The sequence below is a fragment of the Candidatus Paceibacterota bacterium genome, from assembly GCA_035530615.1.
Classification (GTDB): Bacteria; Actinomycetota; Actinomycetes; order Nanopelagicales; family Nanopelagicaceae; genus QYPT01.
Window position 1 is genome coordinate 1,027,190 of record DATKUL010000002.1, and the last position, 25,303, is coordinate 1,052,492.

Consider the following 25,303-nt stretch of genomic DNA (forward strand, 5'->3'; position numbering starts at 1 on the left):
ATGTAGTAGGCGTGAGCCCTGATAGCGATATCGGGGCTCACGCCTTTTTTATCTACCTTTAAACTGTTGTTTTTGCGACTCTGAAACTGTGAGAAACTGCCCCACGTGATTGCAACCCAGAGTCTCGAACTTCGTGCTGGTGCGCGCCTTTTGGTGAGCGGGGTTACCGTGAGAATTAATCACGGCGACCGAATCGGATTTGTCGGTCGCAACGGTTCAGGCAAAAGCACCCTTGCCAGAGCCCTGGCCGGGGAGACCATGCCGGCGGGCGGGCAGGTCTTACGTAGTGGTGCCATCGGCTATCTTCCCCAAGATCCCCGAACGGGTGATGAAGAGGGCACGGTTGTAGAGCGCATCCTCTCGGTGCGTGGGCTGGACCTGATCGTGGCTCGCATGCGCCAAGCCGAAGAAGCGATGGCGACCGCGACCGGGGAAGAGTTAGAGACTGTAATGAATAGGTATACCCGGGCCGACAATGAGTTCAATGTGGCTGGTGGGTATAGCGCGACCGCAGAGGCTGAGGCGATCGCAACCAGTCTGGGAATTCCCGAACGACTCTTCGACCAACCCTTGGACTCTCTGAGCGGAGGTCAGCGCCGCCGCATCGAACTAGCGAGAATCCTCTTTAGCGGCGCAGAGACCCTGCTTCTCGACGAACCCACCAACCACCTGGATGCCGACTCGGTCGTGTGGCTGCGAGATTATCTGCTGAAATATTCGGGTGGTTTGGTAATTATCAGCCACGACGTCAATCTGATCGATACTGTCGTCAATAAGGTTTTCTATTTGGATGCCAATCGAAACGTCATCGACGTTTACAACATGGGGTGGAAGAAGTACTTACTCCAACGTGAACAAGATGAGCATCGCCGCAAGATCGAGCGCGCAAACGCCGAGAAGAAAGCCGCCATACTGGAGAAACAAGCTGAGAAAATGCGGGCCAAAGCAACTAAGGCCAAGGCCGCGCAGGGAATGTTTCGCCGGGCAGAGAAATTGCTCTCCGACCTGGAAGAAGTCCGCAAGGTCGACCGCGTGGCGAAGTTGCGCTTCCCCACTCCTGCCCCGTGTGGAAAGACTCCGCTCTCAGCTACCGGTCTCAGTAAGTCGTATGGGTCTCTTGAGGTATTCACTGACGTGGATCTTGCGATTGATAAGGGATCAAGAGTGGTCATCTTGGGTCTTAACGGCGCCGGTAAGACCACTCTATTAAGAATGCTGGCGGGCGATCTCGAGCCCGATACTGGGGAAGTCGTCAAAGGTCATGGGCTGAAAATCGGGTACTACACCCAGGAGCACGAGTCGTTGGACTTCGAACGAACCATCTTGGAGAACATGACAAGCGCGCATTCTGATTTGCGTGAGCCTGAGGCCCGAAATGTTCTCGGCTCGTTCTTGTTTACCGGCGATGATGTTCACAAACCTGTCAAAGTACTAAGTGGCGGCGAAAAAACTCGTCTGGCACTCGCGGTGCTAGTAGTGAGCGCAGCAAACGTCCTTCTTCTCGATGAGCCAACCAACAACCTGGACCCTGCCTCCCGCCATGAAATCCTTGGTGCACTTGGCGGCTATCAAGGGGCCGTGATTCTGGTTTCGCACGATGAAGGCGCAGTAAGAGCTCTCAAACCTGACCGAGTTCTGTTACTTCCAGACGGCGATGAAGATCTATGGAATGAGAGTTATCTCGATCTTGTCGAGATTGACTAACCGACGATTTCGGTTACTGGTCGATCTGGCAATTTAAGACGAAGTGCGAAGAAACTGAGCACTACCAATCCACCAAACAGTAGTGATATCCAAAGTGCCCAGAGTCCCGCACCTAGTAGGACGCCAGCTGCCGCCGGCCCCATGATCATTCCTATCTGCCACGTATTCGTGGATGCGGAGTTGTAACGACCGCGTAGGTGATCGGGTGCAAGTTGGTTGACGACCGCCGGAAGTATCGGGGACCAGACCATCTCGCCGATAGCAAATATAAACTGACAAACAATTATCGCTGGAACCGCAAATCCATGAGAAATTCCGGCCATTGCCAACGCTGCCCAAGCCAAAGCCCAAAATGCCATTGCTATCGCCAGACCCTTGGCCCGTGGCAATTTCTCAAGTTTCTTGATGACCCAGAGTTGGAAAATCGCGATCATCGCAGTATTGACCGCATAAGCCCATGCCAGACGCGATGGTTTGACATCAGCCACTGTGGTCGCAAAGGAAGTGAATCCAACCTCCAATTGGCTGTAACTCAAGAATATTGCAAAGAGGGCGACGACCCATACTTTTCGGAAGGTCTTGTCCTGCAAGACATCGCTCCAACTGCCTTCAAGTGATGCGTGATAATCCCGTTGCTCTTTTGTACGGTTGCCCGTCTTCTTCAAAGAGAGTACAACAAAGAGGTAAACAATGTATGAGAGTCCGTCCCCGATATAGAGCAACTCAAAAGTTATGGGCTTGTCCAAGGACACAATAAGAGAGGAGACAATGCCACCTATTCCAAGACCCAGATTTAGAAGCGCAAACTGGGAACCATATATTCTCTCGCGTAAATGGTCCGGAGTGAGTTCGGTATTGAGCGCACCTTGACTTGGCCACATCGCAGATTGCCCGATCGAACAGATAGTAATTACAAGAAAGGCATCTGACGCAGATCGAATAAGAGAAAGGGATGAATATCCGGCTGCGGAAATCAAAAGTGAAATGATCAAAATCGGTTTTGGGCCCCACTTGTCAATCAAAGTGCCGATTCCTGGCGCGGCGATGAGAGAGATTAAAGCACCATAACTAAATATCAACCCCGCAGTCGAAGTTGGGATATCTCTTATTGAATGAAAATACACAAATGCAAAAGGGAGAACCAACCCATTGCCAAGTGCGCTTAATGTGATCCCCAATAACATACGGCGCACGTGAGGAGGCAATCGATCATTCGAGTCTGCGGACATTGAGCAATTCTAGTGGTGACACTCATCCACCTCGCTACTTAATTATAGAATGACGGGTATCGCCATCACTCCTGAAGGAGGAAGAGATGTTGCAAAGCAAGAAGTTGAACGCATTTAAGGTCTTACTGTCAGGAGTAATTCTCACTTCGCTTCTCACGCCGCTAATGAGCGCGAATGCGGATGCAACTGAATCGAATTGGACCAAGAGAGATCCAAGTTGTTCATGTCAGGCGATTTCCTCCTCTGCTGATGGTTCTAAACTTTTCGGCGCCGTCAATGGTGGACGACTTGTGATTTCTTCAGACTTTGGTGCTACCTGGGTCGCTCGTGAATCAGCTCGCAATTGGAGCGCAGTCGCATCCTCAAGTGATGGAACGAAACTTGTCGCAACTGTTGAAGGTGGACAGATATACACATCGACCGATTCCGGTGCGACATGGGTTGCACGAGAATCAGTGCGGCCTTGGTTTGGGGTCACCTCATCTAGCGATGGAACCAAACTCGCGGCGATCGTGAATCCGGGCCAGATCTACACTTCAGCGGATTCCGGTGCGACATGGACGGCTCATGAATCGCCACGGGCGTGGAGATCAATCGCGTCCTCCTCGGACGGAACGAAGTTGGTGGCTGGCGTTCGCGATGGGCAAATCTACACTTCAGCGGATTCCGGTGCGACATGGATCGCGCGCGATAGCAATCGACTCTGGTTCTGGGTCGCATCCTCCGCAGACGGAACACGGTTGGCAGCAGTTGTTTATGGCAACCCCGGAAATATTTATACCTCATCCGACTCGGGTGCCACGTGGACGGTGCGCTCTCCCGAACTGAATAAGTATTGGCAGGGAATTGCAATGTCTAGCGACGGATCGCGGCTCGTTGCCAGCGCCTACATGGGCACCGTCTACACATCTCAAGATTTCGGCGTGACCTGGATAACCGACAACTCAATTCAAAATTCGTACGGCGTGGCCTCATCTGCTGATGGCTCAAAGTTCGTCGCCACGAGCCAGAGTTATATATACACCTCTGGCACGAGCGCGACGCCCACTCCAACTCCAACAGCGTCATCCAGTCCCACCACGCTCACGTGGACGAAACTCGATCCAAGTTGTCAATGCCAATCTATTGCATCATCGGGCAACGGTCAGAAACTCGTCGCCGCGTCCTCCAACGGAAGAATTTTTACCTCTACCGACTATGGGGCAACATGGGTTGCAAGGGAATCTGTACGAAGTTGGAGCGATGTCGCATCATCGAGCGATGGCACAAAATTGGTAGCCACCGCTGAGGCAGGACGTATCTACACTTCTACTGACTCTGGCATCACGTGGACGGCCCGCGAATCAGATCGTCCATGGTTTGGTGTTGCATCTTCATCAGATGGCACACAGTTAGTGGCAATCGTTAATCCCGGTCAGATCTACACCTCTGCCGATTCCGGTGCAACGTGGACTGCTCGGGAAAACACTCGCCAATGGCGCGCAGTTGCCTCCTCCAGCGATGGCACAAAACTTGTAGCCGTGGTTCGCGATGGACAGATTTATACCTCTAGCGATTCCGGTGTCACATGGACTGCTCGTGAATCCAATCGTCTCTGGTACGGGGTCGACTCTTCCAGTGATGGCTCAAAGTTGGCCGCCGTCCTCTATCCAGGAAGTATCTACATCTCGCAGGATTACGGTGTCACATGGACCGCGCGCGCAACCGACACAGTTAGATATTGGCAAGGTATCGCAATGTCGAGTGACGGATCCAAAATGGCGGCTTCGACTTTCATGGGTAACGAATATGTGAGTCAAGACGGCGGACTCACTTGGTCCTCAACTAATTCGGTTCGTGATGGTTATGGTGTGGCAAGTTCGAGTGATGGATCCAAGATGGTCATTGCGGTCCCTAGCGGATATATCTACACAACAGCCACCGTGGTCAAAATTGTCAAAGGAAGCGTACGCGTCAAGAAGGAGAGCGCTAAGCAGTATCTTCTCACCGTCCGGGCAAATGGTTCCAAAACGAAGTTCGTGATAACCGCGCTGAAATCTGGGGGCAAGATCTACACATTTACTGGAAGAACATCTGCTAGTGGTAATGCCACAGTTCGTGTGAAGATGAACCTGGCGGGCTATAAATTCTCCATCAAATTCATTTAACCCAGATGATATTCATCTCCTGAACCACCTGGTCATTGATCAGCCATCTGTAATGTCGAACTCCAGGAGTATCGACCGTGACCGTCTTCCAGGGATTGGTGTACCCGGGGTTGTTGCATTTCCACTTGGCGAGTTCACCGCCCCAAAAATCTGTGTAATGCCCACCTGCGCCTAGCGATCTCCACACTCCGTCAACAAACTCATCAAGGGAGATTGATGAGACGTTATTCCAGCACATTGTAAGCGCCCCAATAGCACGGGTACCAGTGGGGCAGTATGCATAAGGGAATCCGTCTGCTCTTGGAACTAGATCGGTCAAGCAATCGGCTGCGAGATCCATGTTCGCCGTATATCCATCCCACACGCGAAGTTTCAAGATGTCTACGCCTTGGACCGCACTCCCCACATACCGCGTGCGCTCCTTGTCCAATGTGTATTTCATGGTCGATGCGCAGGTCCCCAGAGTCTCCGGCGTGCCCGCCATTAAGTCGCAAGGATCATCGACTGTGTGCCCGACACCAAAATTATGGAACAACTCATGCACCCACGTCTTCGAAACGTAATCATCAAAAAATGGAGATGATTTCCCCGTGCAGATCTTGTCTGGCGCAATGTTTTGGATTGCGACGACTGCAACCATCCCCGGGCGGTCGGCAAAACCGCAATAACTACCACCGAGTCCTGGAACCTCCAGAAAGAATATGTAATCCTTCCGGTTCTCCCCTGGATTTTCCATGGCCTTGATCTCGTTGAGAAGCACATATGCATCGCTCGTCTGCTTTGGGTTGGCATCAGCGTGAGTGGCCAGGTACTCAGTTGAATATGACGACTTGAGATACTGGATGTCATAGCCAATGGGACTTCGATCGATGGGGACGGTTAAATTCAATTGCCCCTTGAGGTATGTGCTCCCTCCGTCAAGAACACTGGTCAAGTAGCCATTGGTATCCTTAAAGTTATCAACTCCATCAGATGGGACCACGTAAATTGCCTTGAGTTGGAATCCAGAGATTGTGTCAGGTAAATCTGCCACTACTCGATCCGCAGAGATTTCAGTTGTGGCGCTCACTTCTACGGCAGAGGGGATGAAGCCCTCCCCCAGTTGAGTCGCAACAATCGTGCATGGACCGAGTTTGAGAAAAATCAGGACGGAGTCCGAAACTGTGCACGTGTCGGGTGTCGAACTTGCAAGCGAAACGGTTAGACCTGAACTGCTTGTCGCAGAGAACGCATAAGTTCCCTGACTGAGCAAGAGTGCTCCTGGGAGGGTGAAATCAATCAGGTTTGTTCCCATGAAAGTCACCGTGAATTGCGCAAATCTTGCGGCTCGGAAATATGCATTCCCTCTCTGGCTAAGCGATATGGTGCACAATCCCGGAGTACCCGTTGGCTTGAGTTCCCGAACGCCCAAGGTGCATATAGACGGGGTGAAGTTCTTGACAGCGACCTTCAATTTTGACGATGACGAGTAATTGAATTTTATGGAGGTATCAGCGATGGTCGCCACGTTTGGAGCTACATAGGAAATAGTCTGTGATTTCTTGAGGATCTTCCATCTCAATTTTCCAGCAACTTTGACGCATATCAACGATCCAGACTTCAGTCCTGCTTTTGTGCAAGGCACACTGACTTTCGGCGTAGCAGCGAATGCTTGATTTGATCCAAGCGCGAGAAAAAGAACCAAGCAAATCGTCGCCACGCGTACCTTCATCACATAACTCGTTCTCTCTCCGCCAGTATTTCTTCCATAAATTTCATCAAAAAGAAGCATCCAGTTGCCATGAACATTGAGCCAATTACATCTGTAAACCAGTGTGCTCCTAGCAACAGACGATCAAAAGCCGTGAACACTGTAACGAGCATGACAAGTAAAACGGTAAGCGCCCTTTTACGTGAATAGATGAGAAGAAGACAGCCACCCGACACGGCCACAAAGGCCACATGGCCGGAAGGAAAGCCCGGCTCCAAATCAATTTGAGTTGCCAGGTCAAGACCCGGACGTACGCGGTCAAAAAAGTGTTTCGCCAATGTAGCTACGCCTGCAGCACCCAGCATGAGAGAAAGGGGAACGAAGTCAATCAAATACCAAGCACGGGTCCAATATTGTCGAAATAGGAGAATGATGCAGACCACCACAAGAATGACCACCGGTGCCGTCAGCGCACTATAGATCTGCGCAAAATGAACCTCGCCAGGAGTGCGGTGCGATTTAAACCATTCCGCGACCGTGGAATCAAATGCTGTCGGCTCACTTTTTACAAAGTACCCAAGCTCCACAAAGATAATCATGTTGAGAAGACCTAAGAGTAGGTAGGTGTACCGTCTCACGGCGATACTTCACTTCTCGACAGCAAGATCCAGTTCTGCCGCTTCGACACTCCCTGCCGAAAATAAAACTCGTGAACCATCTGGAATCTCCCCGCTCAGCAACTTGGTTGCCATCGAATCGCCAATCGCTTTCTGGATAAGTCTACGCATCGGTCTAGCGCCGAAAGCAGGATCGTACCCGTGATGCGAGAGCCATTTCTGGGCACTAGCATCGACTTCCACTTTTATCCGCCTGTCAGCGAGTCTGGACTGCATATCCTGTACAAGCAAAGTCATAATTTTGGTAATTTCACTGGTACCAAGCGGATTGAAGATCAAGACGTCATCAATTCGATTGAGGAACTCTGGCTTAAAGGCACCATGAACCGCTTCCATCACCCCCGCCCGCCTCGCCTTCTCATCGAGTGAAGTATCCATGAGGAAATGTGACCCCAGGTTCGAGGTCATGATGATGATGGTGTTCTTGAAATCAACGGTCCGACCTTGTCCATCTGTGAGACGCCCATCATCGAAGACTTGGAGGAGAAGGTCGAAGACTTCGACATGTGCCTTCTCCACCTCATCAAGTAGTAGAACCGAATACGGGCGTCGCCGGACTGCCTCAGTGAGTTGGCCACCTTCTTCATAGCCGACGTACCCAGGGGGTGCACCTACCAGTCGAGAGACTGAAAATTTCTCGCCGTACTCACTCATATCGATTCGCACCATGGCGTGCTCGTCGTCAAATAGAAAATTCGCCAGCGCCTTCGCAAGTTCGGTCTTACCAACGCCGGTTGGACCTAGAAACAAGAAAGTCCCCGTTGGACGGTCTGGATCTGATATCCCGGCCCTTGATCTTCTAATTGCATTGGCAACCGCCACTATGGCGTCATTCTGACCAATGACTCGATTGGAGAGTTCCTCTTCCAGGGACAGTAATCGATCACTATCGGCCTGCAAGAGTCTTCCAACTGGAATCTTGGTCCAAGCCGCCACGATCTCAGCAATGTCATCTTCGGTCACCTCTTCTTTGACCATGGCAGCGTGACCATTGACAGCGGTGCGCGCTGAATTCAATTCATTTTCGATTTCGCGCATTCTCCCGTACATCAATCGAGCGGCCTTCTCCAACTCCCCTTCTCGCTGTGCGCGTTCGGCCTGCCCACGAACGTAATCAAGTTCTTCCGTAAGGGCACCAATTCGGTCCAGCAGGTTCTTCTCTTTTTCCCAACGAGACGAGAGCACCCCAAGTTTCTCCTCCTGATTCTTTATTTCTTCCCGCAACACAATAAGACGTTCTTTGGAAACCGCATCTTTCTCCTTCGACAGTCCAAACTCCTCCATCCGCAGTCGGTCCACTGAGCGTTGAAGTTGGTCAATTTCTTCAGGGGATGAATCAATTTCCATTCGAAGGCGCGAAGCAGCCTCATCCATGAGGTCGATCGCCTTATCCGGTAAGTACCGATGAGTTATGTACCGATTAGAAAGTTTTACTGCCGCAATTAAAGCGCCATCGCTAATTGTCACCTTATGATGCGCTTCGTATTTCTCCCGAAGTCCTCTAAGAATTGCAATCGCTTCCTCAACGCTTGGCTCTCCCACCAAAACCTGCTGAAACCTTCTCTCGAGCGCGGCATCTTTCTCGATGTATTGTCGGTACTCGTTGAGAGTTGTGGCACCAATCATGTGCAATTCACCTCTAGCAAGAAGCGGCTTAAGCATATTTCCAGCATCCATTGAACCGGCCATCCCGCCTGCACCTACAACAGTGTGAAGTTCATCAATAAAAGTAATGATTTCACCACTACTTTCGACTATCTCGTCAAGTACAGCCTTAAGTCTCTCCTCAAACTCACCTCGATATTTTGCCCCAGCTATCAGCGCCCCTAAATCCAAAGAGATGACTCTCTTATCTCTCAAACCAATTGGTACATCTTTAGCCGCAATACGAAGGGCTAGCCCTTCTACGATCGCAGTCTTACCCGTCCCCGGCTCGCCAATCAATACCGGATTATTTTTGGTTCGTCTGGAAAGAACTTGGATCACGCGCCTAACTTCGTTATCGCGACCAATGACTGGGTCTAACTTTCCGTCCCGAGCTCTCTGTGTTAAATCAACGCCATACTGCTCGAGCGCCGATTTTTGATCTGCGTCCTGTGTAGTCATTTTATAAACTCCTCACATTGAGAATAGCCCAGTTCTCTGGAAAAATCATAGGCGGAGTGAGATATATTCAGCATGCTAATTTCAGCGTAGACTCACTTGAGGTTCCATCAAGAGCAAAAGACGTGGAGATTGACGATGAACACGCGAGCACCTCTCACTGAACGAGGACTAAACACTGGAAAGAAAGCACGACTTCACCGAATCCTGCATCAATTTGGTTTACGAAACGGAACGGCTCTGTTCCTTCCTTATGACCAGGGTTTAGAACACGGCCCCCGCGACTTCTTTGCCAATCCAAAATCATCGGATCCTAAATACATTATTCGACTGGCACTCGAAGGTGGTTTTAATGGGATTGCCATTCAAATTGGTCTTGCCGAAAAATTTTACTGGGAGTTTGCGGGCGAGTTGCCCCTCATTCTCAAACTCAATGGAAAGACAGACATCCCTTCCGATGCGCGTGCTCTCTCACCGGTGCATGCGAGTGTTGAGGATGCGGTTCGACTCGGCGCCGATGCGGTTGGTTACACGCTCTACGTCGGCTCACCATCACAAGAGGCAGATTTCGCTCAGTATCGTGAAGTGCGATCTCAAGCCGAAAAATTTGGTATGCCCCTGATTGTCTGGTCATACCCACGCGGTGAAGCAGTTGACGCTAAGGGAGGCAACAACTCTTTCTACGCAACCGACTATGCGGCACGGGTTGCCAGTGAGCTTGGTGCAGACATTGTGAAGGTTAACTTTCCGCACCCCGATCTTCGGACAAACGTGAAGAAGGAATATGACTCAGAATTTACCTCTCAACAAGCTATTGACGCCGTGGTCAGGTCAGCGAATAAAACACTTGTCCTGGTTTCGGGTGGCGAAAAATCGGGTGACGAAACGATGTTTGAAAAAGCGCGGGAGTCCATGGAAGCAGGCGCAACCGGTCTCATATTTGGACGCAATGTCTGGCAGCGGGAGCATGACGCGTCACTGAAGTTCGTTGATTCGCTGAGGCAGATTCTAGAAAAGTACCCAAGCTCTTGACCTTGAACCCACGTAGCGCCATGCAAAAACAAGAACTACGCGACGTTGCGCCGCTGTTGGATTCATACCTCTCTTATTTAGAGTCCTTCGAGGAAGGTGCTCGACAACCTTTTACAACTCCTGGTCATAAACAAAGGGCACACCTCCTGGATGAGGGGCTGGGCCAAGTGGTCGACAGGGATGTTCCGCTTTTTGGTGGACTAGATGACGTGAAACTCACGCATGGAGTTCTGTTGGAAGCCGAGGCACTCGCGGCTCGTCTATGGGGCGGAGACTGGGCAAGATTTTCTACGGGCGGTTCCACTCACGCAAATCAGGCAATTCTTCTTTCACTCGGAAAACCTGGCGATAAAGTCGCCATGACACGAACCGCACACCGCTCCCAACTCACCGCGCTCGTCCTCGCCGGACTCGAGCCCCTCTGGCTCTCTCCTGACATAGATGTCGCAACGGGTGTCCCAACTGGAATTTCGCTCAGTGAATTTGAAAGAGTGTTACCCCAGAAACCTATTGCGCTTCTGCTCACCGAACCTGGTTACCTCGGAACGCTTTCTGACATTCCGCCACTGATTAAGAGCGCCCATGACCGCGGAATTCCTGTCATTCTCGATGCTGCCTGGGGTGGACATTTTGGTTTTCATCCCGCGCTACCAAAGAATCCAATGCAACTAGGAGCCGATGCTTTTGTTACCAGTATTCACAAAGCACTGCCAGGGTATAGCGCATCAGCCATTGCGGTTGCGCGAACTCGCCTTCTCAACCGTGCTCGCTTAGAGCAAGGGTTCGAATCAACGCATACAACTTCTCCCGCGGGCGCTCCGTTAGCCTCGATCGACGCAGTGCGTGCGCTTATGGAACATCACGGAAGTGAGTTGCTGGAGAGATTGCTTGCGAATGTTGATCTTTTCCGACGACGGCTCACCGAAGAATTTGGAGATGAAATTCTCCTAAGTCCGTCGAACTTCGCCAGCGGTCGATTTGACCCCGCAAAAATTGTGGTGAGAGCCGATGTTCTCGGAGCAAACGGTCTAACTATCGAAAGGGATCTCGCCAGTCTTGGAGTCACGGTTGAGATGGCTGATAGAGACAACTTAGTTATTCACGTCACTATTGCCGATGACATTCACACTCTTACTCGGTTAGCGGAGGGCTTAATTCCAATATTGAAAAGGAATTCCGGGCCGCGTAGAAAGAGCCACTCAGCACTAAGTTGGTCTATTAAACCAACAATCGCGATGTCATTGCGAGAGGCGTATTTTGCAGAGAGTGAAATGGTCTCCGCACGCGATGCCATCGGACGAATTAGTGCCGACCTGATTGCTCCATACCCACCTGGAGTCGCGGTATTGGCACCGGGTGAAATCATTACGCAGACTATTTCGGAGGGCTTGATCTCTGCGAGATCTGATGGGGTCCGCATCGCGTACGCGTCTGATCCGTCCCTGCGCACATTTAGAGTCCTCACCTCGCAGAGCGAGAGAGCGACTTCCTGAGTAAACTTGTGGTCATCTGATATTCACCTAGTAGTTGTTGGAGTGTCCTATGTCTGAGCAGAACTGGAAAGCCACCGGATTGACCTGTGATCATTGCGCGCAATCTGTCACCAAGAATTTAATGTTGATCGATGGCATGTCAAGCGTTAATGTTGAAGTGAAACCCAATGAGGTCAGTTCGATTCAAACAGTTGGCGCTCGAGAATTCACGCCCGAAGAGATTTCAAGGGCGATGGCTCAAGCTGGAAAGTACTTTCTTTCTTCATAACTTTCCCATGAGCGTCTAGCACCGTCACGATATCACCTGCACTCAAGGGCGCAGAGTAGGCAAAATCAAAACTATTGAGCGATCGCAATCCAATCGAGATCGCGCGTACACAATCGGCCAAGTCTTGAAACTGGGACTAGTTTCGCTTTTACATCACCAGCATTCTGGGTCGAAAGATAAATGGGGCCGAATCTGGAATCGACATCGCCTCCAGGAAGTAATGCAGGCTTATCATAAAGAACAGTCAACGTATGACGACCGGCAGCAAGTTTGACCTTCGTGAGCGTATTAGTGAGGAATGAATTTTGTTCAACCATTGATCTTCCAGAGTAAACCTGAACGCCATCCACTAAAATCTTGAGCAGGCCTGGGAACGAACCAGCTATCGACAGATCGTAATTGTGTGTGTCATCTACCGTGATTGATCGTGAGAATCCGCCTGAACCCACTCGATCAACTCCACCCGTGAAAGGATTTGTTGGAAACCACGTCGCAGGAAGATCTCCATCGGCAAAATTGACGACGTAAACCTTCTTTCTATCGGCAACAAATACTTTGTCTCCCTCTACCATCGTCGAGAGAAAAGCCGAAACCTGATCACAGGTGGGAGATTGCCCGGGGTAGAAATTGTTTCCTAGAGGAAGAGTCGATTTGATGAGAATATTCCTGTCTACGCGTCTCCACACTTCGTAGTGTTGCCCAGACCAAACTAATTCGTAGTTCAACGGTGGACGGCTAGCGGTTGGTGACTTCCTCAACACCAGTATTTTGAAATAATCAATCGTCGAGTTATCAAAGAGATCAATGTCAGCAGCGAACCCCTTGGGAACTTGATTGCCGTCCCGTGTTGGAATCACATGTACTCGAAGCTCGCTCACTGCCTCAGCATCCATATCTCTTAAGAAGTATCTGGAGCCGAAGACTGAGTACTCTGTCATGAGTGTGGGACCTTCTCCGGCAAATTGATGACCAATCTTGCGCAGTTCATCAACTTGCGAGAATGGCGCCAGCCAGACATTTTTGTATGTCATGAGATCCGATATAAAGACCCCCGAACCAAGGAGCAAGACTAGAAGGGTCACCACGTATTTAAGTTTGGCCTTGCCCCAAGCAGGCCTTTGGCTCGAATTAAAGAATCGCCAAAGTTCAATTGCTCCTACTGCCGAACAAAGGAGGAATATTGGGGAAGCAACAGCAATTGCTTTACCGGTGAGCCATATTCCGCCCCAAAAAAAGGAATTAGCTACCACCGCAAGTACTGCGATTAATAGGGATGGCACGATCCATAACGATCCCTTGATCGAAAAATAGAGACCGGCCAGCACAAATACGGCCGCAGTGACAATCATGAGCGAAGTCAAGAGTGGATGCATTGGATCCATCCGGAAATCCTGGGCGGGCCATATGCCAGCGACCTGGGTGAGTTTAAGCGCTCTGGAAAGATTGCCCGTGTCGCCGATGATCGGGATCAGAATATTGGCAATTGCGTTATTCCCGGCCCTGAGAAAATAAGTAACTACAACCAAAATGGCGACAAGCCCACCCATCGCGGTATATGCGAGTATTCGACTCCTAGAAAACAATTTCACCAATACAGCGATAAAGAGTATGGGCAGGATGAAGCCAAATCCTGCGGCTCCCCCAATGAAATACATGCCTAGGGCGGATACGAATGCATATAGATAATTTTGTTTGCTCGTTGAAGCCTTATGGGGCTCAAAAATCATGAGCGCAAAAAGCACAATCGGAATCAGAATTACAATTTCTTTGATTGCCCCCCACATAACGTAGGAATAAATCGTTGAAGCCAGTGACGCAAAGGTGGCAAAAAGTACCTGATAAGTTTTCTTGCTGGTGTAACTTCTGAGAATATAAACAAAAAGCATTGCCACCAACGCCGCAGAAATCGACATGTAGGGCTGGAAAAACCAAGCGCTTTCCACTCGGGTCAATTTCGCAGTCACGCCAAACGGCATGAACGATCCGACAGGGTAACTAAAGTGCCCCGCTCCGACTGGGTCAAAGATGGTCTGGATAACACGCGAATAGGTTGATGTGACAAATTCAGGAGTAGTTCTGCCTACGGACATGAGCCGATCAGTGATCGCGAGAAATGTCCCTGGGTCATCGAGTTTGACCCAACCCGCCCACGTTGGAGTTCCAGATGCAATTATAGGAAGTCCAAATGCCAGATAAGTAAGCACTCCGGCCCACATTGCAGCGAAGTCAAAGTGGATCAATGAGCGAAGCCGCGCATACCCAAGGGTTAAGCCGGCAAGACTGAGTACCCCGATGATCAGTGCAGTGTGTGGAGCGGTAAAGGTACTTATGGTGAGCAAACTTCCAAGGATTGCAATAAGCAAGAAACCCAACGCTGTCGCGACTACAAAATTAATAGGTCTTCGAGCGAACAAAGCGAGCAGTAGCCCGACGCCGAAAGAAAGTACCAGGAGAAAGATTGGCGCGACTATCCAGACTAGGACCATTTCGGTCATGGGCACCTAAACCTCTTCATCCCAAATATGGGACTGTGCGTATCCAGGATCTCAGAACGACCGAGAACAGGTTGTGACATGGCGCAAACTTACTCCCCAAATGAGAAGTCGCACAGCGTGCAAATCCCACATCCACCTATTGATGTTGGGCAGACCGACTACCTCGTAACTGTCTGACAAAACCACATACTTCTCTTCGCTCGCATGGAATTTCCGTGCGCCAGCGACTAAATAAAGAGAAGTTGAGCCCCTTCAGTCATTTCAATGAAATCAGAAGCACTGATGATCGCCTCGACGTCATCCCGCAGATCGCCTGCCTCCAATTTATTCATGTCAGCCGAAAGGCGACATGCCCACAAGTGCCCGCCTGCGGCAACAATTTGATCCAGAAACTCTGGTACTTCCGGAATGTCAAGGTCAGCCAATGACTTCTTTAGCATCTTTGTGGCCATACCTGTCATCCCGGGTGCCATAAATTGCGGAATATGCGCATCGCCCCCCGGCATATGCAGTGCCGTATTGCCAGCGGGACTGAATTGAAGATCATTCATCCGAGACTTCGTAATTATGTCAAAACCCCAGAAGGTGAAAAAGAGGTGGACTTCTACGCCTTCTCCGAGCGCGGCATTTCCAAGAATCAAACCTGGGTATGCCATGTCCAAATTTCCCTTTGAACAGATGATGGCGAGTTTACGATCAGAGTTATCTGAACCAAAATTCGGAACTATAGATGGTGTTGTCATTTCATTCTCCTCACACACAGCCCTTGGGCTTTGGTAGTCCTGCTATGTAAGCCATCTTCTTAGCTGGCTTCTTTGGGAAAAGTGCAAACTGCTCTTTTACTGGGATGCCGCCCACGGTCTGCACCCGGCGCGATGTTGCAGTCTCGCCTTCAGTCTTGTAATCCTCGCGAAGGAATCTGATGGCCTTCCAATGTTCATCCGTAAGGTCGATTTCTATCTGTACGGCAAGAGCCTTGGCGATCTCTTCATCCCACTCGTCATACTTGGTAAGAAAGCCCTCTTCATTGACATTGACTTGCTTGCCTGCGATCTCGATAACTGGCATTTCGTTCTCTCCTTAGAGTTGTTACTTCTTGGAAACCTGATTTTTCCCTGCCATGGACATATGAGACGAGATCGGGATTTTCCTACCTTTAATCAACATATTCCAATAGATCCATCTGAAGGCTAATTTGCCCAAGTGGTTGAGGCGACTCTCCTTCAACAACGGAAGTGGTCCGATTACCGGAATTGGGAACTTTCCAGTGAGTGGCTCAGTCGTGTAATTGAAGTCGATGAGCAATCCCTTGCCATTTCCAGATTCGATAAAGCAGTTGGCGTGCCCATCAAAGAGTTCCTTCATTTTCCGCCCGTTGACGTGTTCAATAAAATTGTCCGCAAACATATCGACGGCAAAGTGCGCGACCGATCCGGCCTTTGAAGCTGGAATATCGGAAGCATCACCAAGGGCAAATATATTCGGATACTTCTTTGACAAAAAGGTCTCTTTATCTACAGGGACAAAATTCAATTCGTTGCCCATACCTGATCTCGCTATGAACTCCTGCCCCATGTTTACGGGAATGGTGACGAGTAGGTCGAAAGGTATTTCCCGTTCGTCCATCGAAACCAAAGTCTTCGTCTCTGGATCAACATGCTCGATCATAAAATCTGGTTCGAGGGCGATGTCCCGTTTGGTAAGCATCAGACCCAATTTCTCTGAAGAAACCGGTTTGGTAAAGGCTCCTTCGAGTGGGGTTACATAAACGATCTCCACTTTGTCGCGCATATTCCGCTTTGCAAAGTATGCATCGGCAAGAAAAGCGAACTCAAGCGGAGCCACTGGACACTTGATTGGCATCTCCGAAATATGTACAACCATCCGACCGCCTTGCCAAGTGTCCAAAGCCTTTGCAAGTGCTTCGGATCCTTCTAGCGTGTAGAAATCAAAGGCGCTTTTGTACCAAATAGCCGGATCCAGCAAACCAGGTGTTTGGTCAGGACGAGGAGATGCGCCGGTGGCTATGACAAGTTGGTCATATTCAAGCGTCCTGCCGTCGGCAAGTTTAACCCGATTGTTTTCCGGCTCTACTACGTCAATCTCCGCTTGAATGTAATCTACGCCACTCGGCAAAAAAGAGTCCCGCTTCTTAACGAGTTCTTCTGCTTTATACCCTCCAAACGGAAGGAACAACAACCCTGGTTGATAAAGGTGATTGTTATCACGGTCTACGATGGTTATGGACCATTCATCGCTTTTCAATTTCTTGCGAAGCTTGTTAACAATCATGCTTCCCGCAGTACCGCCACCCAGAACAAGTAATCTCTTCATTATCTCTCCTTTAGTAGGCACACTACTATCAACTCTTCATCAATAAAACAGATACGCGATGTGACAAAGTTTCCAAAAAGAGGAGAGCCCGCCCTAAGGACATATTTGTGCGTAAAAGTCGCATTTAAAGGGAGGAATCCTGCGCGAGAGAGTATGAATTGTGTCTCTATTCTTGAGTTTGCCTCTATAGACTTCACAAATGCCTAAGAGACTTTTACTGTTACGCAACGAGCTACTTAAGTTTGGTAGCGTCGGCGCGATTGCCTATGTGGTTGGTGTAGGCGGTTTTAATCTTCTTGTCCATATTCCTAGTGCTCCTCTTGCGGACAAGCCAATTACTGCCTCGCTTATTTCAGGAGTTTTCGCGGTTCTGGTCGCATACATCGGAAACCGATATTGGACATGGCGACATCGCCCAAAAAACTCTCTCAGACGCGAAGTGATCATCTTCTTTGCGGTTAATGCCGTTGGCTTAGGCTTTAGTGCACTAAGCCTTGGTATTTCACGTTACGTTTTCGATCTCCACTCAGCCCTGAGCGACAATATCTCTGCAAATATTATTGGGGTCGGTCTCGGCACAATCTTCCGATTCATTGGCTACCGGACGTGGGTTTTCCCAAACCAATCAACCTGAACAAATTAATTCTGGCGAATAAACTGAATATGCCATTTCTCGGGACCTTCATTTAAGAAAGTGACCTCGAAAGCACCAGGAGATCGATCTTCCAACTGGGCTAGAAGTGGAACCGGTTTGTGTGGCGCCAACAAAATCATTCCGGCGCCAACCTTAAGAGAATCGAGCGCTCCAAAAATCGCTGCATGCCGAACTTCATGCGGGATCAACGTAGCATCGAGCTCTGGGTAGTTTGAGGCACTCTCGGCACCGCAATTGCAAGTGTGAGCCTCATTATTCTTTGAAATTTCCGTTATTTCTATAGATTCCATGCCATTAATTTACTACACTTTGGTTCCGTGGAAAATACTAAATTAGGCCCAAAGGGCTGTGAAGACCAACACATTAATCAGACTCTCTCTATGGAGAGGCGGCTCATTCTCACTCTCCTACGCCGCAAGAAGAGCGCGATCCGAGTGCAGGAAATGGCAAACGAACTCAGGTTGCATGAAAACACAGTCCGGGAACATCTCGACGGTTTAGTTCTTTCCCACCACGCTCGTAGAATTTCAATCCCTTCGATTGGCCGCGGACGTCCTTCTTATGGATATGAAGCACTCAATGATTTTATTTCACAAGTTGAGCCCGCAGCCAGGGAGTATGCATCCCTAGCGATGGCTCTGGCGAAACAGCTTGCGTTTACAAAGGGGAATACAAAAGCCAATGCTGTATCTGCTGGGGAAGAATGGGCAAAAGTATTTCGAAATTCTGACATACATTCTTCACTCAGGCCGCAACAAGTAAGAAAGCGCCTCATCGAGGTTCTTACTTCGCTTGGATTTTCACCTAAACCACATCCCAAGAAGAATCTCATCCGGCTCGAAACGTGTCCCCTATTGGCCGCAGCCCGTGAAGAACCCGAGGTTATCTGTTCGGTTCATCTTGGGTTGATCCGAGGACTCGTATCCCATTCGGGAATGAACGTAAATAAGGTGAAACTCACTCAATTTGCCGAACGAGGAAGTTGCCATCTGACTCTGCCTTAATTCGTTACTAACCAGAAGGCAAGCGCGCACCGGTCTATATTCCCTTAACTTCATACTGGGCGGGCCTCAAGCGTCATTCTCTTAACTCAGCAGCAACTTGCTGAATCCGTTGAGCAGCAGGCTTCCGAGTCAGTCGAACACGCACATACAGTGGCATCCGAACAACAATCCTCTTTGGTTTCAATCTTTATATCAGCCATTCGATTCTCCTATCGAAGTTTGTCGATGTATAGTTGGGCATATGATCCAGTCGCTCTTCCTCCAGAAATCACCCCAGGCAACCGCGCGCTTAGCAGAGCAGTACAAAGCTCTGGGCGATGCCACGCGACTCTCCCTCCTCATGGCGGTGGCTCAAGGTGAGAATGCGCGAGCCTGTGTCTGCGATCTGACCCCGGATACAGGTCTGGCCCAGAGCACGGTAAGCCACCACCTCAAGATCTTGGTTGAGGCAGGACTCTTGAGCAGAACACAGAAAGGCAAGTGGGCCTTTTATGAAGTGACCAATGAGGCGAAGAAGTTACTCAAGTAGAAAAAAGAGAGTTCTGGTTAGACTCCAAGAATGCTCGAAAGATGGACGCGCGCGGTAATACGCCATCGATTGGTAATTACTGCGGGATGGCTGATTCTGATCGTCCTTGGGCTCATCGCGGCATCCAATCTTGGTCCTCATCTCACGACATCGCTTTCAGTCCCCGGTAGCCAGTCGGAAAAAGCCGATCAAATACTTTCCAGACATTTTCAAGAAAATATTGAAGGCACCTTCACGGTAGTTTTCAAATTCAAGAATGCATCAAAAGATGAAATTGAAGGATTTAAGGCAAAAATTAGATCAGCGACATCGACAATTCCTACGGCGACCGTAACTCTTGAGAAGGCGTTAGGTGGCATTCTTTACGCAAATGTTGGAACATCTTTCAAGTTGACTGATGCCGCTTACTACACCGATGAACTCCGAAGCGCTCTATCAGAACAAGGATTAGAGGGCGCACTCGTAACCGGCCCTCCTGCGATTTATCGAGATGTCACGCCCGTTCTTGCCTCCGATTTACATCGCGGTCAAGGGGTGGCGATTCTGCTCGCCTTGTTGCTGCTGTTCTTAGTTCTTGGAGCGTGTTGGGCTATCGCAGTTCCTTTCATATTTGCCGCTGCCACAATTTCATTGACGCTCGGAGTCGTTTACTTATTGGCGCAAAAATTCTTGATGGTCCTATATATTCCAAATATCGTCGAGCTCATCGGTCTCGGCCTCGCTATCGACTACTCCTTACTCATCGTCCATCGCTTCCGGCGAGAACTCCTTGAAAAGGATGAGACCGCTACAGTCGATGCGGTTGTCAAGACAATGCAGACTGCGGGTCGCACGGTCATACTCTCGGGCGTAAGCGTCGCGATCGGTCTGGCTACATTGCTACTCGTGCCCGTACCATTCGTGCGCTCCCTAGGTGCGGCAGGGCTACTGGTTCCGATCGCATCGATTACCGCTGCCCTTACCCTCCAACCGGCCTTGCTCTCTTACCTTGGCAAAGGTGGAACCAGCCCGAGAGGTTTCGCAGGACTCCTGGCGAAGAAGGATGTTATGAATGGGATATTCGCCAGAGTTGCCCACTTCGTCATTCGTCGTCCAGTATCTGTCCTGCTTTCTTCAATGGCAATTCTTGGAATATTCACTTCCGCGCTCTTCTGGCTACAAGCAACTCCTAGTTCGTTGACCGCAATACCTGCCGAACTTGAGTCAGCGCGCGCACTCTCGGTGGTGGAAGGCAACTTGGGATCCGGAATTATCACTCCCATTGAAATCGCCTTTGATCTTGGTGCACCAGGAAAAGCGACTCTTGAACGGGTTGTCGACGCTCGAATCTCTCTGGCAGAACGAATTCTTAAAGACCCCGAGGTTTTCACTGTTGCAATCGGCGAAAAGGCACCATTTGTTGATCCCACCGGACGCTACCTGCGAATGTTTGTGATCGGAAGTCACGCCTTGGGAGCCGAAGCGTCTCAAAAATTAGTGGGCAATTTGCGCAAAGTGTACATCCCTCAATCTGACTTCCCAGACGGTACGAGAATATTTATCGGTGGAGCCCCCGCCCAGGGAGCAGATCTACTTGAAAGAATCTTTACATCATTCCCGTGGATAGTTCTGCTCATACTCCTGCTTGTCTACGCAGTTCTGCTTCGCGCATTCCGTTCAGTCATTCTCCCGCTGAAAGCCATCTTGATGGATTTGATTTCAATCGCGGTCGCATACGGATCATTGGTACTCGTCTTCAGATTTGGGGCAGGATCCTCGATTCTTGGCACCTATCGACTTGATCAAATTGAAGCATGGGTCCTTATCTTTCTCTTTGCAGCTCTCTTCGGACTCTCAATGGATTACGAAGTCTTCATCGTTTCAAGAATGCGAGAAGCCCGCAGTCGTGGAGCGACAAATACTGAGGCAATTGTTGAGGGTATGGCACATACCGGCGGCGTTGTTACCGCAGCGGCCGTCATTCTCGTGGGTGCACTCAGCGGTCTGGTCTTTGGCCACTTCGCCGGTTTACAGCAACTCGGTATCGGCCTCTCCTTGGGAGTCCTTGTTGATGCGACGATTATTCGTGGACTCCTACTACCAAGTGCGATGGTTCTACTGGGCCGATGGAATTGGTGGCTTCCAGCGTCAGTAGCCAAAATTGTAAAGACTAAAGCCTCGCCTCTCGGAGAGCGAGAGGCGAGGCTTTAGAACGATTGCTTGCGAACTACTTTACGATTGTTATTGCGAAGTGGTACGCAGGGATCTGATAGCCAAGAGCTAAACCGACATAGTCGCGGTCAGCCGATAACACCGGCACCATTCCGTATGGAGTATTGGCAAATGACGGCTGCTGTGTGTACAGAATTGGGTGAAGATCAATGATGTGAGTACCTGGGGCTCCTGTAGCCCTGATGTGCACCACCATGTACCCATTTGAATTGAATCCACAGCCATACCCAATGTAACTATTGTCATAGGTGACGGCCAGAGTGTTATCTAGTTGCGTCCAACCAACTCCCTTAATGCTTATAGTGATTTCTTCACCGGCTTTAAACTTCGTGGTTGGCTTGCCGGTACCACCTGTAGCAAAGGCTTCTGGGGTTCCAGAGTTATCGGCCTTTGCGATACCCATTCCGATAACTTTGCCTGCTTTATCGTAGAAAGGTACGATGCTCTGCTTTACATAGAATGGAACCTGAGCTTCAATTACGTCACCTTGCTTTACTTGAATGACGTGCCATCCACCTAGGTGATCTGGAATTGTAACTTCTTTGCTCATCGTGTTTCCCGTGACATCAACGCTTGCTAATGGCAAGGAGTTATAGACCCAGCAAGTTCCAGTGCAATTGACACGGTTACCGACGACGGTAGCCCACACGATTTGGTGCGTGCCCTTTGTAGTCAATCCGGTGACATTAACGGTGGTCTTCGTGTTGATAGGACCGCTCGTAGCTGACAATGTTGCTACAGCAGTGGTGTTCGGATCTAACCCGACAGTCGACAACGTGGTTCGTTGAGTCAAAGTTGGTTCAACTTTCGCTGGCCAAGTGATTGACGCCTTAGGGGCCCCGTTGTCCTTCGTGACCTTGAAAGCGGCTACGGCACCATTTGCATAAGGAACTGGTGATTGCAAGATATTGAGGTAGGCAAAAGTAATGGCATCCTTTACTTCTACATAGTGAGTTCCGATTGGTCCTGCGGCACGAATAACAACCTTACCGGTTCCACGTGTCCACAGAGCCTGCATTTCACCTGCATAACTGCTATCCCAGTGGACTGCCGCACCCGCGGTGTAAAGGCTTGCACCAAGACCCGTATATGTGATGGTGATCGGTGTTCCAATTGGGCCGCTCTTGGGCGAGATAGTCAGGGTGCGTGTCATCTGGAAACCACCGTGGCCCACGGCGACACCATTTTGAACTGCAAAAATATCATGAATGCCACCGAAGTCTGATGGGACTTTGGTCGGATAGGTAAAAGCTCCGCTGGCATCTGTGGTGACAGATGCGATATCTACGTTGTACTTGGTGTACTTAGTGCCCAAATAATTGACGCTATTTGGCTGAACATCTGCGACCCAGGTTCCATCTGCTGTCGACCAAGTCAACATCAGAGCAGTGCTGGCAGGAAGTCCTTTTCCGGAAATCACCATCGGCTTTCCGACTGTGCTCTGATCGGGAGTGACGGTTAAATTGAGCATATTTTCTGGAGTGGTGAAAGCTGCGGACTTCACTCCTGTAAATGGAAGTGGTGCCACGTCTGGCAGACCAGATGGTACGACCAGTGGAATTGGAACGACTGGATTAGTGTCGGCGCCGCTAGCTGGACTCATCATCGCTATCGGAAGTATTGAAACTACTAACGCGCGAAGAACCAAGGTTCGTCTTCGTTCTGATAAGAATTTTGATCTCATGATCTTCTCTTCTCTCCGTTAAAAACTAAGAGTTTCTTAGTTTAAGGATTCGGGACAAAATTTTTTTATCCTGATTCTTGAAGTCCGAGACTTCGATCCTTGTGATCGTCAACTCGGACTCCAAGAGTCATCAGTTGGCTTGGATTAAGCCTTTGGAACTGCGTACAGCGTGAGCTGGGAGGAAGGAGTGAAGTTTGACTTCCAGGTTCCAACTGCGCCTGCGAGAGGAGGGTCTACCGCCAAGGTTCGGAAGAATGGAACGCGCTCATAAACGTATCTTCCATCTACTTTCACAGCAACGCCGTTGACCATCTTGCGTGACAACCTGGTTGTAAGGACTTTCACCGAAGTCTGCTCCTTAGCAATCATCGTTACCTTGAAGTTGATGACACCCAAGGTGCTGTACTGACCTACAGCTGTTCCAGTCCTAATAACGGCGGTCCAAAATGCAACGCCACTGTGGTTTCCATAAGAGAGAGGAATTGGATCAGCAATGCCAGCAACTTCAATGTATGCCTTCTCCGTATTTGTTGGATCCATTACCGCTCCAGCCAAATCAGCGTTATTGGCGTAGACGCGGAACACGATTCCTTGTCCAACGATGAACTCACTCGTGATCGCGCAACTTACGCCAAATCGTGGTGCAAGTGGACCAGAAGTTCCGCTCGCGAGGACGGTATCAACGTACATGTGAATCGGTGAAACTACCCCTTGAACTGGTACACCAACTTTTACGGTGAAGGCAGCGGCATCAATTGGAGTGAAGGCAGCGGCATCAGTTGGCGTAAATGATCCATTAAGAACAGTGGCGCCACTTGCTGCCGGCATCCATGAACATTGTGCTACAAATGGTGTAACTGTGGTGGTAGCAACTGCTTCGCAACCCTTAATTACTACCCCGGCTGCTGAGAACTTCACAGTTCCTGCGTTATTTGCGGTGGCTTTGATAATCGCTGGAGTAAGTCCAAACACCGCACTTCCTCCAGAAAGCACGAGCGTTGAGGGAGCAGCCACTGCAAAAGCAGGGGCACCTCCCACAACTGCGCCACCGACTGCTGCAAGAGCACTGATGACAATGCTCGAGATAAATCGTTTCATATCCCTACTCCTTTTTTCTCTATTTATACGCGTCTGTTTGAGAACTATTTGGTGGTGATGTTGCCGGTGAGAGTCAAAGTCAGTGCCGTGCTCTCGCTAAAACCGGCGTCTTTAGACTTAATAGCAAAGGATCCCGTCACTTTGAGAGTTCCAGTAGCCCCCGCATATTTTCCACTTCCACCAGTGACAGTGGCGTTGCCTGTAATTGTGATTGTGGTTGGTGCGGCGCCTTCAGCTGCACATGCCTTAGCGGTTGAATCGAAGGCAACCTTCAAGGTGTTTCCGCCCCCACTAAGAACTCCAGTACCATCAAATGCGTCACATTGATTTTGTGGCGCAGCTGATCCGGTTCCTGTTAACTCATCCAAGCCAAGGACGTTTCCGGTTCCAGCTGCCGTTACTGAAGTGGCGCGGACGTCACTGTCGCTCCAAAGAATGGACATCTTTCCTTTGTATGTTCCAGAAAAGGCGACCGTTCCCGCAGTGGTTTTCGCCGGAGTCGCTGTTGGCTTTGGCGTTACTTTCACCACTGGTTTCTTCGTTGTATAACCCTTTGGACATTTTGGACTAACAGCAGTTACCTTCTTTACGATCTTTCCCTTGTAACACTTGATCGTCTTTTTAGTTACCGCATTTGCAACCGTTGTATTCGCGGTGACTAGACCAAATACCGCAATGACAATTAATGCTTTTGCTAATGTTGATTTACGTACGTTTTTCACTTTAATTCCTCATCTCTCCCTGAGTTACAGCCTCTTTTTCTTATGCCTGAATCCTTTCACCCCATCCTTGATCGAGGTAATTCTAGTTGAGGGCTAGCACTTCGCAAAGTATTCCATTAGTCACACACTGTTTTTTTTAACTATTCCCTACGTCACATATGTATTTCGCAAAGTATTCGCTACATCACACTTTTTGAAAACGACATACTCCATGCGTCACACAATAAC

General features: G+C 49.7%; 21 protein-coding genes. 9 read left to right on the forward strand and 12 right to left on the reverse strand.

What is annotated here, in order from left to right; genetic code table 11:
* Positions 1–105 precede the first annotated feature (105 nt).
* Positions 106–1,704, forward strand: a complete 1,599-nt coding sequence (locus VMW30_08230; GenBank protein HUW88343.1) for an ABC-F family ATP-binding cassette domain-containing protein — start codon at positions 106–108, stop codon at positions 1,702–1,704.
* Here VMW30_08230 and VMW30_08235 read toward each other — a convergent pair.
* Positions 1,701–2,933: an MFS transporter gene (locus VMW30_08235; protein HUW88344.1), complete on the reverse strand. Its 1,233-nt coding sequence runs from the start codon at positions 2,931–2,933 to the stop codon at positions 1,701–1,703. The genes VMW30_08230 and VMW30_08235 overlap by 4 nt on opposite strands.
* An 86-nt stretch (positions 2,934–3,019) precedes the next feature.
* On the opposite strand from VMW30_08235, the gene VMW30_08240 reads away from it, so the two are divergent.
* Complete coding sequence (locus tag VMW30_08240; GenBank protein HUW88345.1) at positions 3,020–5,080, forward strand: hypothetical protein; 2,061 nt, start codon at positions 3,020–3,022, stop codon at positions 5,078–5,080.
* Here the strand turns inward: VMW30_08240 and VMW30_08245 are convergent.
* From VMW30_08245 to VMW30_08255, 3 genes are read right to left on the reverse strand one after another with little or no spacing between them, the layout of a single operon-like run.
* Positions 5,073–6,851, reverse strand: coding sequence for a hypothetical protein (locus VMW30_08245; GenBank protein ID HUW88346.1), 1,779 nt, complete (start codon positions 6,849–6,851; stop codon positions 5,073–5,075). The two genes, VMW30_08240 and VMW30_08245, sit on opposite strands and share 8 nt — an antisense overlap.
* On the reverse strand, positions 6,791–7,408 hold the full coding sequence (locus tag VMW30_08250; GenBank protein HUW88347.1) for a phosphatase PAP2 family protein: 618 nt from the start codon (positions 7,406–7,408) through the stop codon (positions 6,791–6,793). Before VMW30_08250 ends, VMW30_08245 begins: the two co-directional genes overlap by 61 nt.
* A gap of 9 nt (positions 7,409–7,417) precedes the next feature.
* Positions 7,418–9,553 (reverse strand): AAA family ATPase, encoded by a 2,136-nt coding sequence (locus VMW30_08255; protein HUW88348.1) that lies wholly within the window; start codon positions 9,551–9,553, stop codon positions 7,418–7,420.
* A 135-nt stretch (positions 9,554–9,688) separates the two neighbouring features.
* Between VMW30_08255 and VMW30_08260 the strand changes: the two genes are divergently transcribed.
* Genes VMW30_08260 through VMW30_08270 form a run of 3 tightly spaced genes read left to right on the forward strand, consistent with a single transcriptional unit; the run spans position 9,689 to position 12,343 of the window.
* Complete coding sequence (locus tag VMW30_08260) at positions 9,689–10,582, forward strand: fructose-bisphosphate aldolase (GenBank protein HUW88349.1); 894 nt, start codon at positions 9,689–9,691, stop codon at positions 10,580–10,582.
* A 20-nt stretch (positions 10,583–10,602) separates the two neighbouring features.
* Complete coding sequence (locus VMW30_08265) at positions 10,603–12,075, forward strand: aminotransferase class V-fold PLP-dependent enzyme (GenBank protein ID HUW88350.1); 1,473 nt, start codon at positions 10,603–10,605, stop codon at positions 12,073–12,075.
* Between the two features lie 49 nt (positions 12,076–12,124).
* Positions 12,125–12,343, forward strand: a complete 219-nt coding sequence (locus VMW30_08270; GenBank protein ID HUW88351.1) for a heavy-metal-associated domain-containing protein — start codon at positions 12,125–12,127, stop codon at positions 12,341–12,343.
* 71 nt (positions 12,344–12,414) lie between these two features.
* Here VMW30_08270 and VMW30_08275 read toward each other — a convergent pair whose 3' ends face one another.
* The 4 genes from VMW30_08275 to VMW30_08290 form a co-directional block, all read right to left on the reverse strand.
* Positions 12,415–14,838, reverse strand: coding sequence for a hypothetical protein (locus tag VMW30_08275; GenBank protein HUW88352.1), 2,424 nt, complete (start codon positions 14,836–14,838; stop codon positions 12,415–12,417).
* Between the two features lie 227 nt (positions 14,839–15,065).
* On the reverse strand, positions 15,066–15,581 hold the full coding sequence (locus VMW30_08280; GenBank protein HUW88353.1) for a DsrE/DsrF/DrsH-like family protein: 516 nt from the start codon (positions 15,579–15,581) through the stop codon (positions 15,066–15,068).
* Positions 15,582–15,591: 10 nt separating this feature from the next.
* The gene (locus VMW30_08285) at positions 15,592–15,906 is read right to left on the reverse strand and encodes a TusE/DsrC/DsvC family sulfur relay protein (GenBank protein HUW88354.1); all 315 of its coding nucleotides are present in this window, start codon (positions 15,904–15,906) and stop codon (positions 15,592–15,594) included.
* Between the two features lie 21 nt (positions 15,907–15,927).
* Positions 15,928–17,172, reverse strand: a complete 1,245-nt coding sequence (locus VMW30_08290) for an FAD/NAD(P)-binding oxidoreductase (GenBank protein HUW88355.1) — start codon at positions 17,170–17,172, stop codon at positions 15,928–15,930.
* A gap of 199 nt (positions 17,173–17,371) precedes the next feature.
* Between VMW30_08290 and VMW30_08295 the strand changes: the two genes are divergently transcribed.
* Positions 17,372–17,806, forward strand: a complete 435-nt coding sequence (locus tag VMW30_08295) for a GtrA family protein (protein ID HUW88356.1) — start codon at positions 17,372–17,374, stop codon at positions 17,804–17,806.
* A gap of 5 nt (positions 17,807–17,811) precedes the next feature.
* Here the strand turns inward: VMW30_08295 and VMW30_08300 are convergent, their stop codons facing one another.
* Entirely contained in the window at positions 17,812–18,117 is a 306-nt protein-coding gene (locus VMW30_08300) for a DUF2249 domain-containing protein (GenBank protein ID HUW88357.1), read from the reverse strand.
* A 27-nt stretch (positions 18,118–18,144) separates the two neighbouring features.
* Here VMW30_08300 and VMW30_08305 point away from each other — a divergent pair, with 27 nt between their 5' ends.
* The 3 genes from VMW30_08305 to VMW30_08315 all read left to right on the forward strand — a co-directional run bounded on the left by VMW30_08305 (position 18,145) and on the right by VMW30_08315 (position 21,550).
* Positions 18,145–18,831 (forward strand): hypothetical protein, encoded by a 687-nt coding sequence (locus tag VMW30_08305; GenBank protein ID HUW88358.1) that lies wholly within the window; start codon positions 18,145–18,147, stop codon positions 18,829–18,831.
* A gap of 241 nt (positions 18,832–19,072) precedes the next feature.
* The gene (locus VMW30_08310) at positions 19,073–19,360 is read left to right on the forward strand and encodes a metalloregulator ArsR/SmtB family transcription factor (GenBank protein HUW88359.1); all 288 of its coding nucleotides are present in this window, start codon (positions 19,073–19,075) and stop codon (positions 19,358–19,360) included.
* 30 nt (positions 19,361–19,390) lie between these two features.
* Positions 19,391–21,550, forward strand: a complete 2,160-nt coding sequence (locus VMW30_08315; protein ID HUW88360.1) for an MMPL family transporter — start codon at positions 19,391–19,393, stop codon at positions 21,548–21,550.
* Positions 21,551–21,566: 16 nt separating this feature from the next.
* Here VMW30_08315 and VMW30_08320 read toward each other — a convergent pair whose 3' ends face one another.
* From VMW30_08320 to VMW30_08330, 3 genes are all read right to left on the reverse strand, one after another.
* Positions 21,567–23,255, reverse strand: coding sequence for a hypothetical protein (locus tag VMW30_08320; GenBank protein ID HUW88361.1), 1,689 nt, complete (start codon positions 23,253–23,255; stop codon positions 21,567–21,569).
* A 144-nt stretch (positions 23,256–23,399) separates the two neighbouring features.
* Positions 23,400–24,353, reverse strand: a complete 954-nt coding sequence (locus VMW30_08325) for a hypothetical protein (GenBank protein HUW88362.1) — start codon at positions 24,351–24,353, stop codon at positions 23,400–23,402.
* A 44-nt stretch (positions 24,354–24,397) separates the two neighbouring features.
* A complete protein-coding gene (locus VMW30_08330; protein ID HUW88363.1) occupies positions 24,398–25,075 on the reverse strand; it encodes a hypothetical protein in 678 nt (225 codons plus the stop codon).
* Between the last annotated feature and the right edge of the window lie 228 nt (positions 25,076–25,303).

What these genes read in the sequence shown, in the direction of transcription:
- VMW30_08320 (HUW88361.1), bottom strand. Translation starts at nt 23,255, where the DNA reads ATGAGATCAAAATTCTTATCAGAACGAAGACGAACCTTGGTTCTTCGC.
- VMW30_08300 (HUW88357.1), bottom strand. Translation starts at nt 18,117, where the DNA reads ATGGAATCTATAGAAATAACGGAAATTTCAAAGAATAATGAGGCTCAC.
- VMW30_08295 (HUW88356.1), top strand. Translation starts at nt 17,372, where the DNA reads ATGCCTAAGAGACTTTTACTGTTACGCAACGAGCTACTTAAGTTTGGT.
- VMW30_08275 (HUW88352.1), bottom strand. Translation starts at nt 14,838, where the DNA reads ATGACCGAAATGGTCCTAGTCTGGATAGTCGCGCCAATCTTTCTCCTG.
- VMW30_08235 (HUW88344.1), bottom strand. Translation starts at nt 2,933, where the DNA reads ATGTCCGCAGACTCGAATGATCGATTGCCTCCTCACGTGCGCCGTATG.
- VMW30_08270 (HUW88351.1), top strand. Translation starts at nt 12,125, where the DNA reads ATGTCTGAGCAGAACTGGAAAGCCACCGGATTGACCTGTGATCATTGC.
- VMW30_08255 (HUW88348.1), bottom strand. Translation starts at nt 9,553, where the DNA reads ATGACTACACAGGACGCAGATCAAAAATCGGCGCTCGAGCAGTATGGC.
- VMW30_08285 (HUW88354.1), bottom strand. Translation starts at nt 15,906, where the DNA reads ATGCCAGTTATCGAGATCGCAGGCAAGCAAGTCAATGTCAATGAAGAG.
- VMW30_08315 (HUW88360.1), top strand. Translation starts at nt 19,391, where the DNA reads ATGCTCGAAAGATGGACGCGCGCGGTAATACGCCATCGATTGGTAATT.
- VMW30_08265 (HUW88350.1), top strand. Translation starts at nt 10,603, where the DNA reads ATGCAAAAACAAGAACTACGCGACGTTGCGCCGCTGTTGGATTCATAC.
- VMW30_08240 (HUW88345.1), top strand. Translation starts at nt 3,020, where the DNA reads ATGTTGCAAAGCAAGAAGTTGAACGCATTTAAGGTCTTACTGTCAGGA.
- VMW30_08325 (HUW88362.1), bottom strand. Translation starts at nt 24,353, where the DNA reads ATGAAACGATTTATCTCGAGCATTGTCATCAGTGCTCTTGCAGCAGTC.
- VMW30_08280 (HUW88353.1), bottom strand. Translation starts at nt 15,581, where the DNA reads ATGACAACACCATCTATAGTTCCGAATTTTGGTTCAGATAACTCTGAT.
- VMW30_08260 (HUW88349.1), top strand. Translation starts at nt 9,689, where the DNA reads ATGAACACGCGAGCACCTCTCACTGAACGAGGACTAAACACTGGAAAG.
- VMW30_08310 (HUW88359.1), top strand. Translation starts at nt 19,073, where the DNA reads ATGATCCAGTCGCTCTTCCTCCAGAAATCACCCCAGGCAACCGCGCGC.
- VMW30_08245 (HUW88346.1), bottom strand. Translation starts at nt 6,851, where the DNA reads ATGCTTCTTTTTGATGAAATTTATGGAAGAAATACTGGCGGAGAGAGA.
- VMW30_08290 (HUW88355.1), bottom strand. Translation starts at nt 17,172, where the DNA reads ATGAAGAGATTACTTGTTCTGGGTGGCGGTACTGCGGGAAGCATGATT.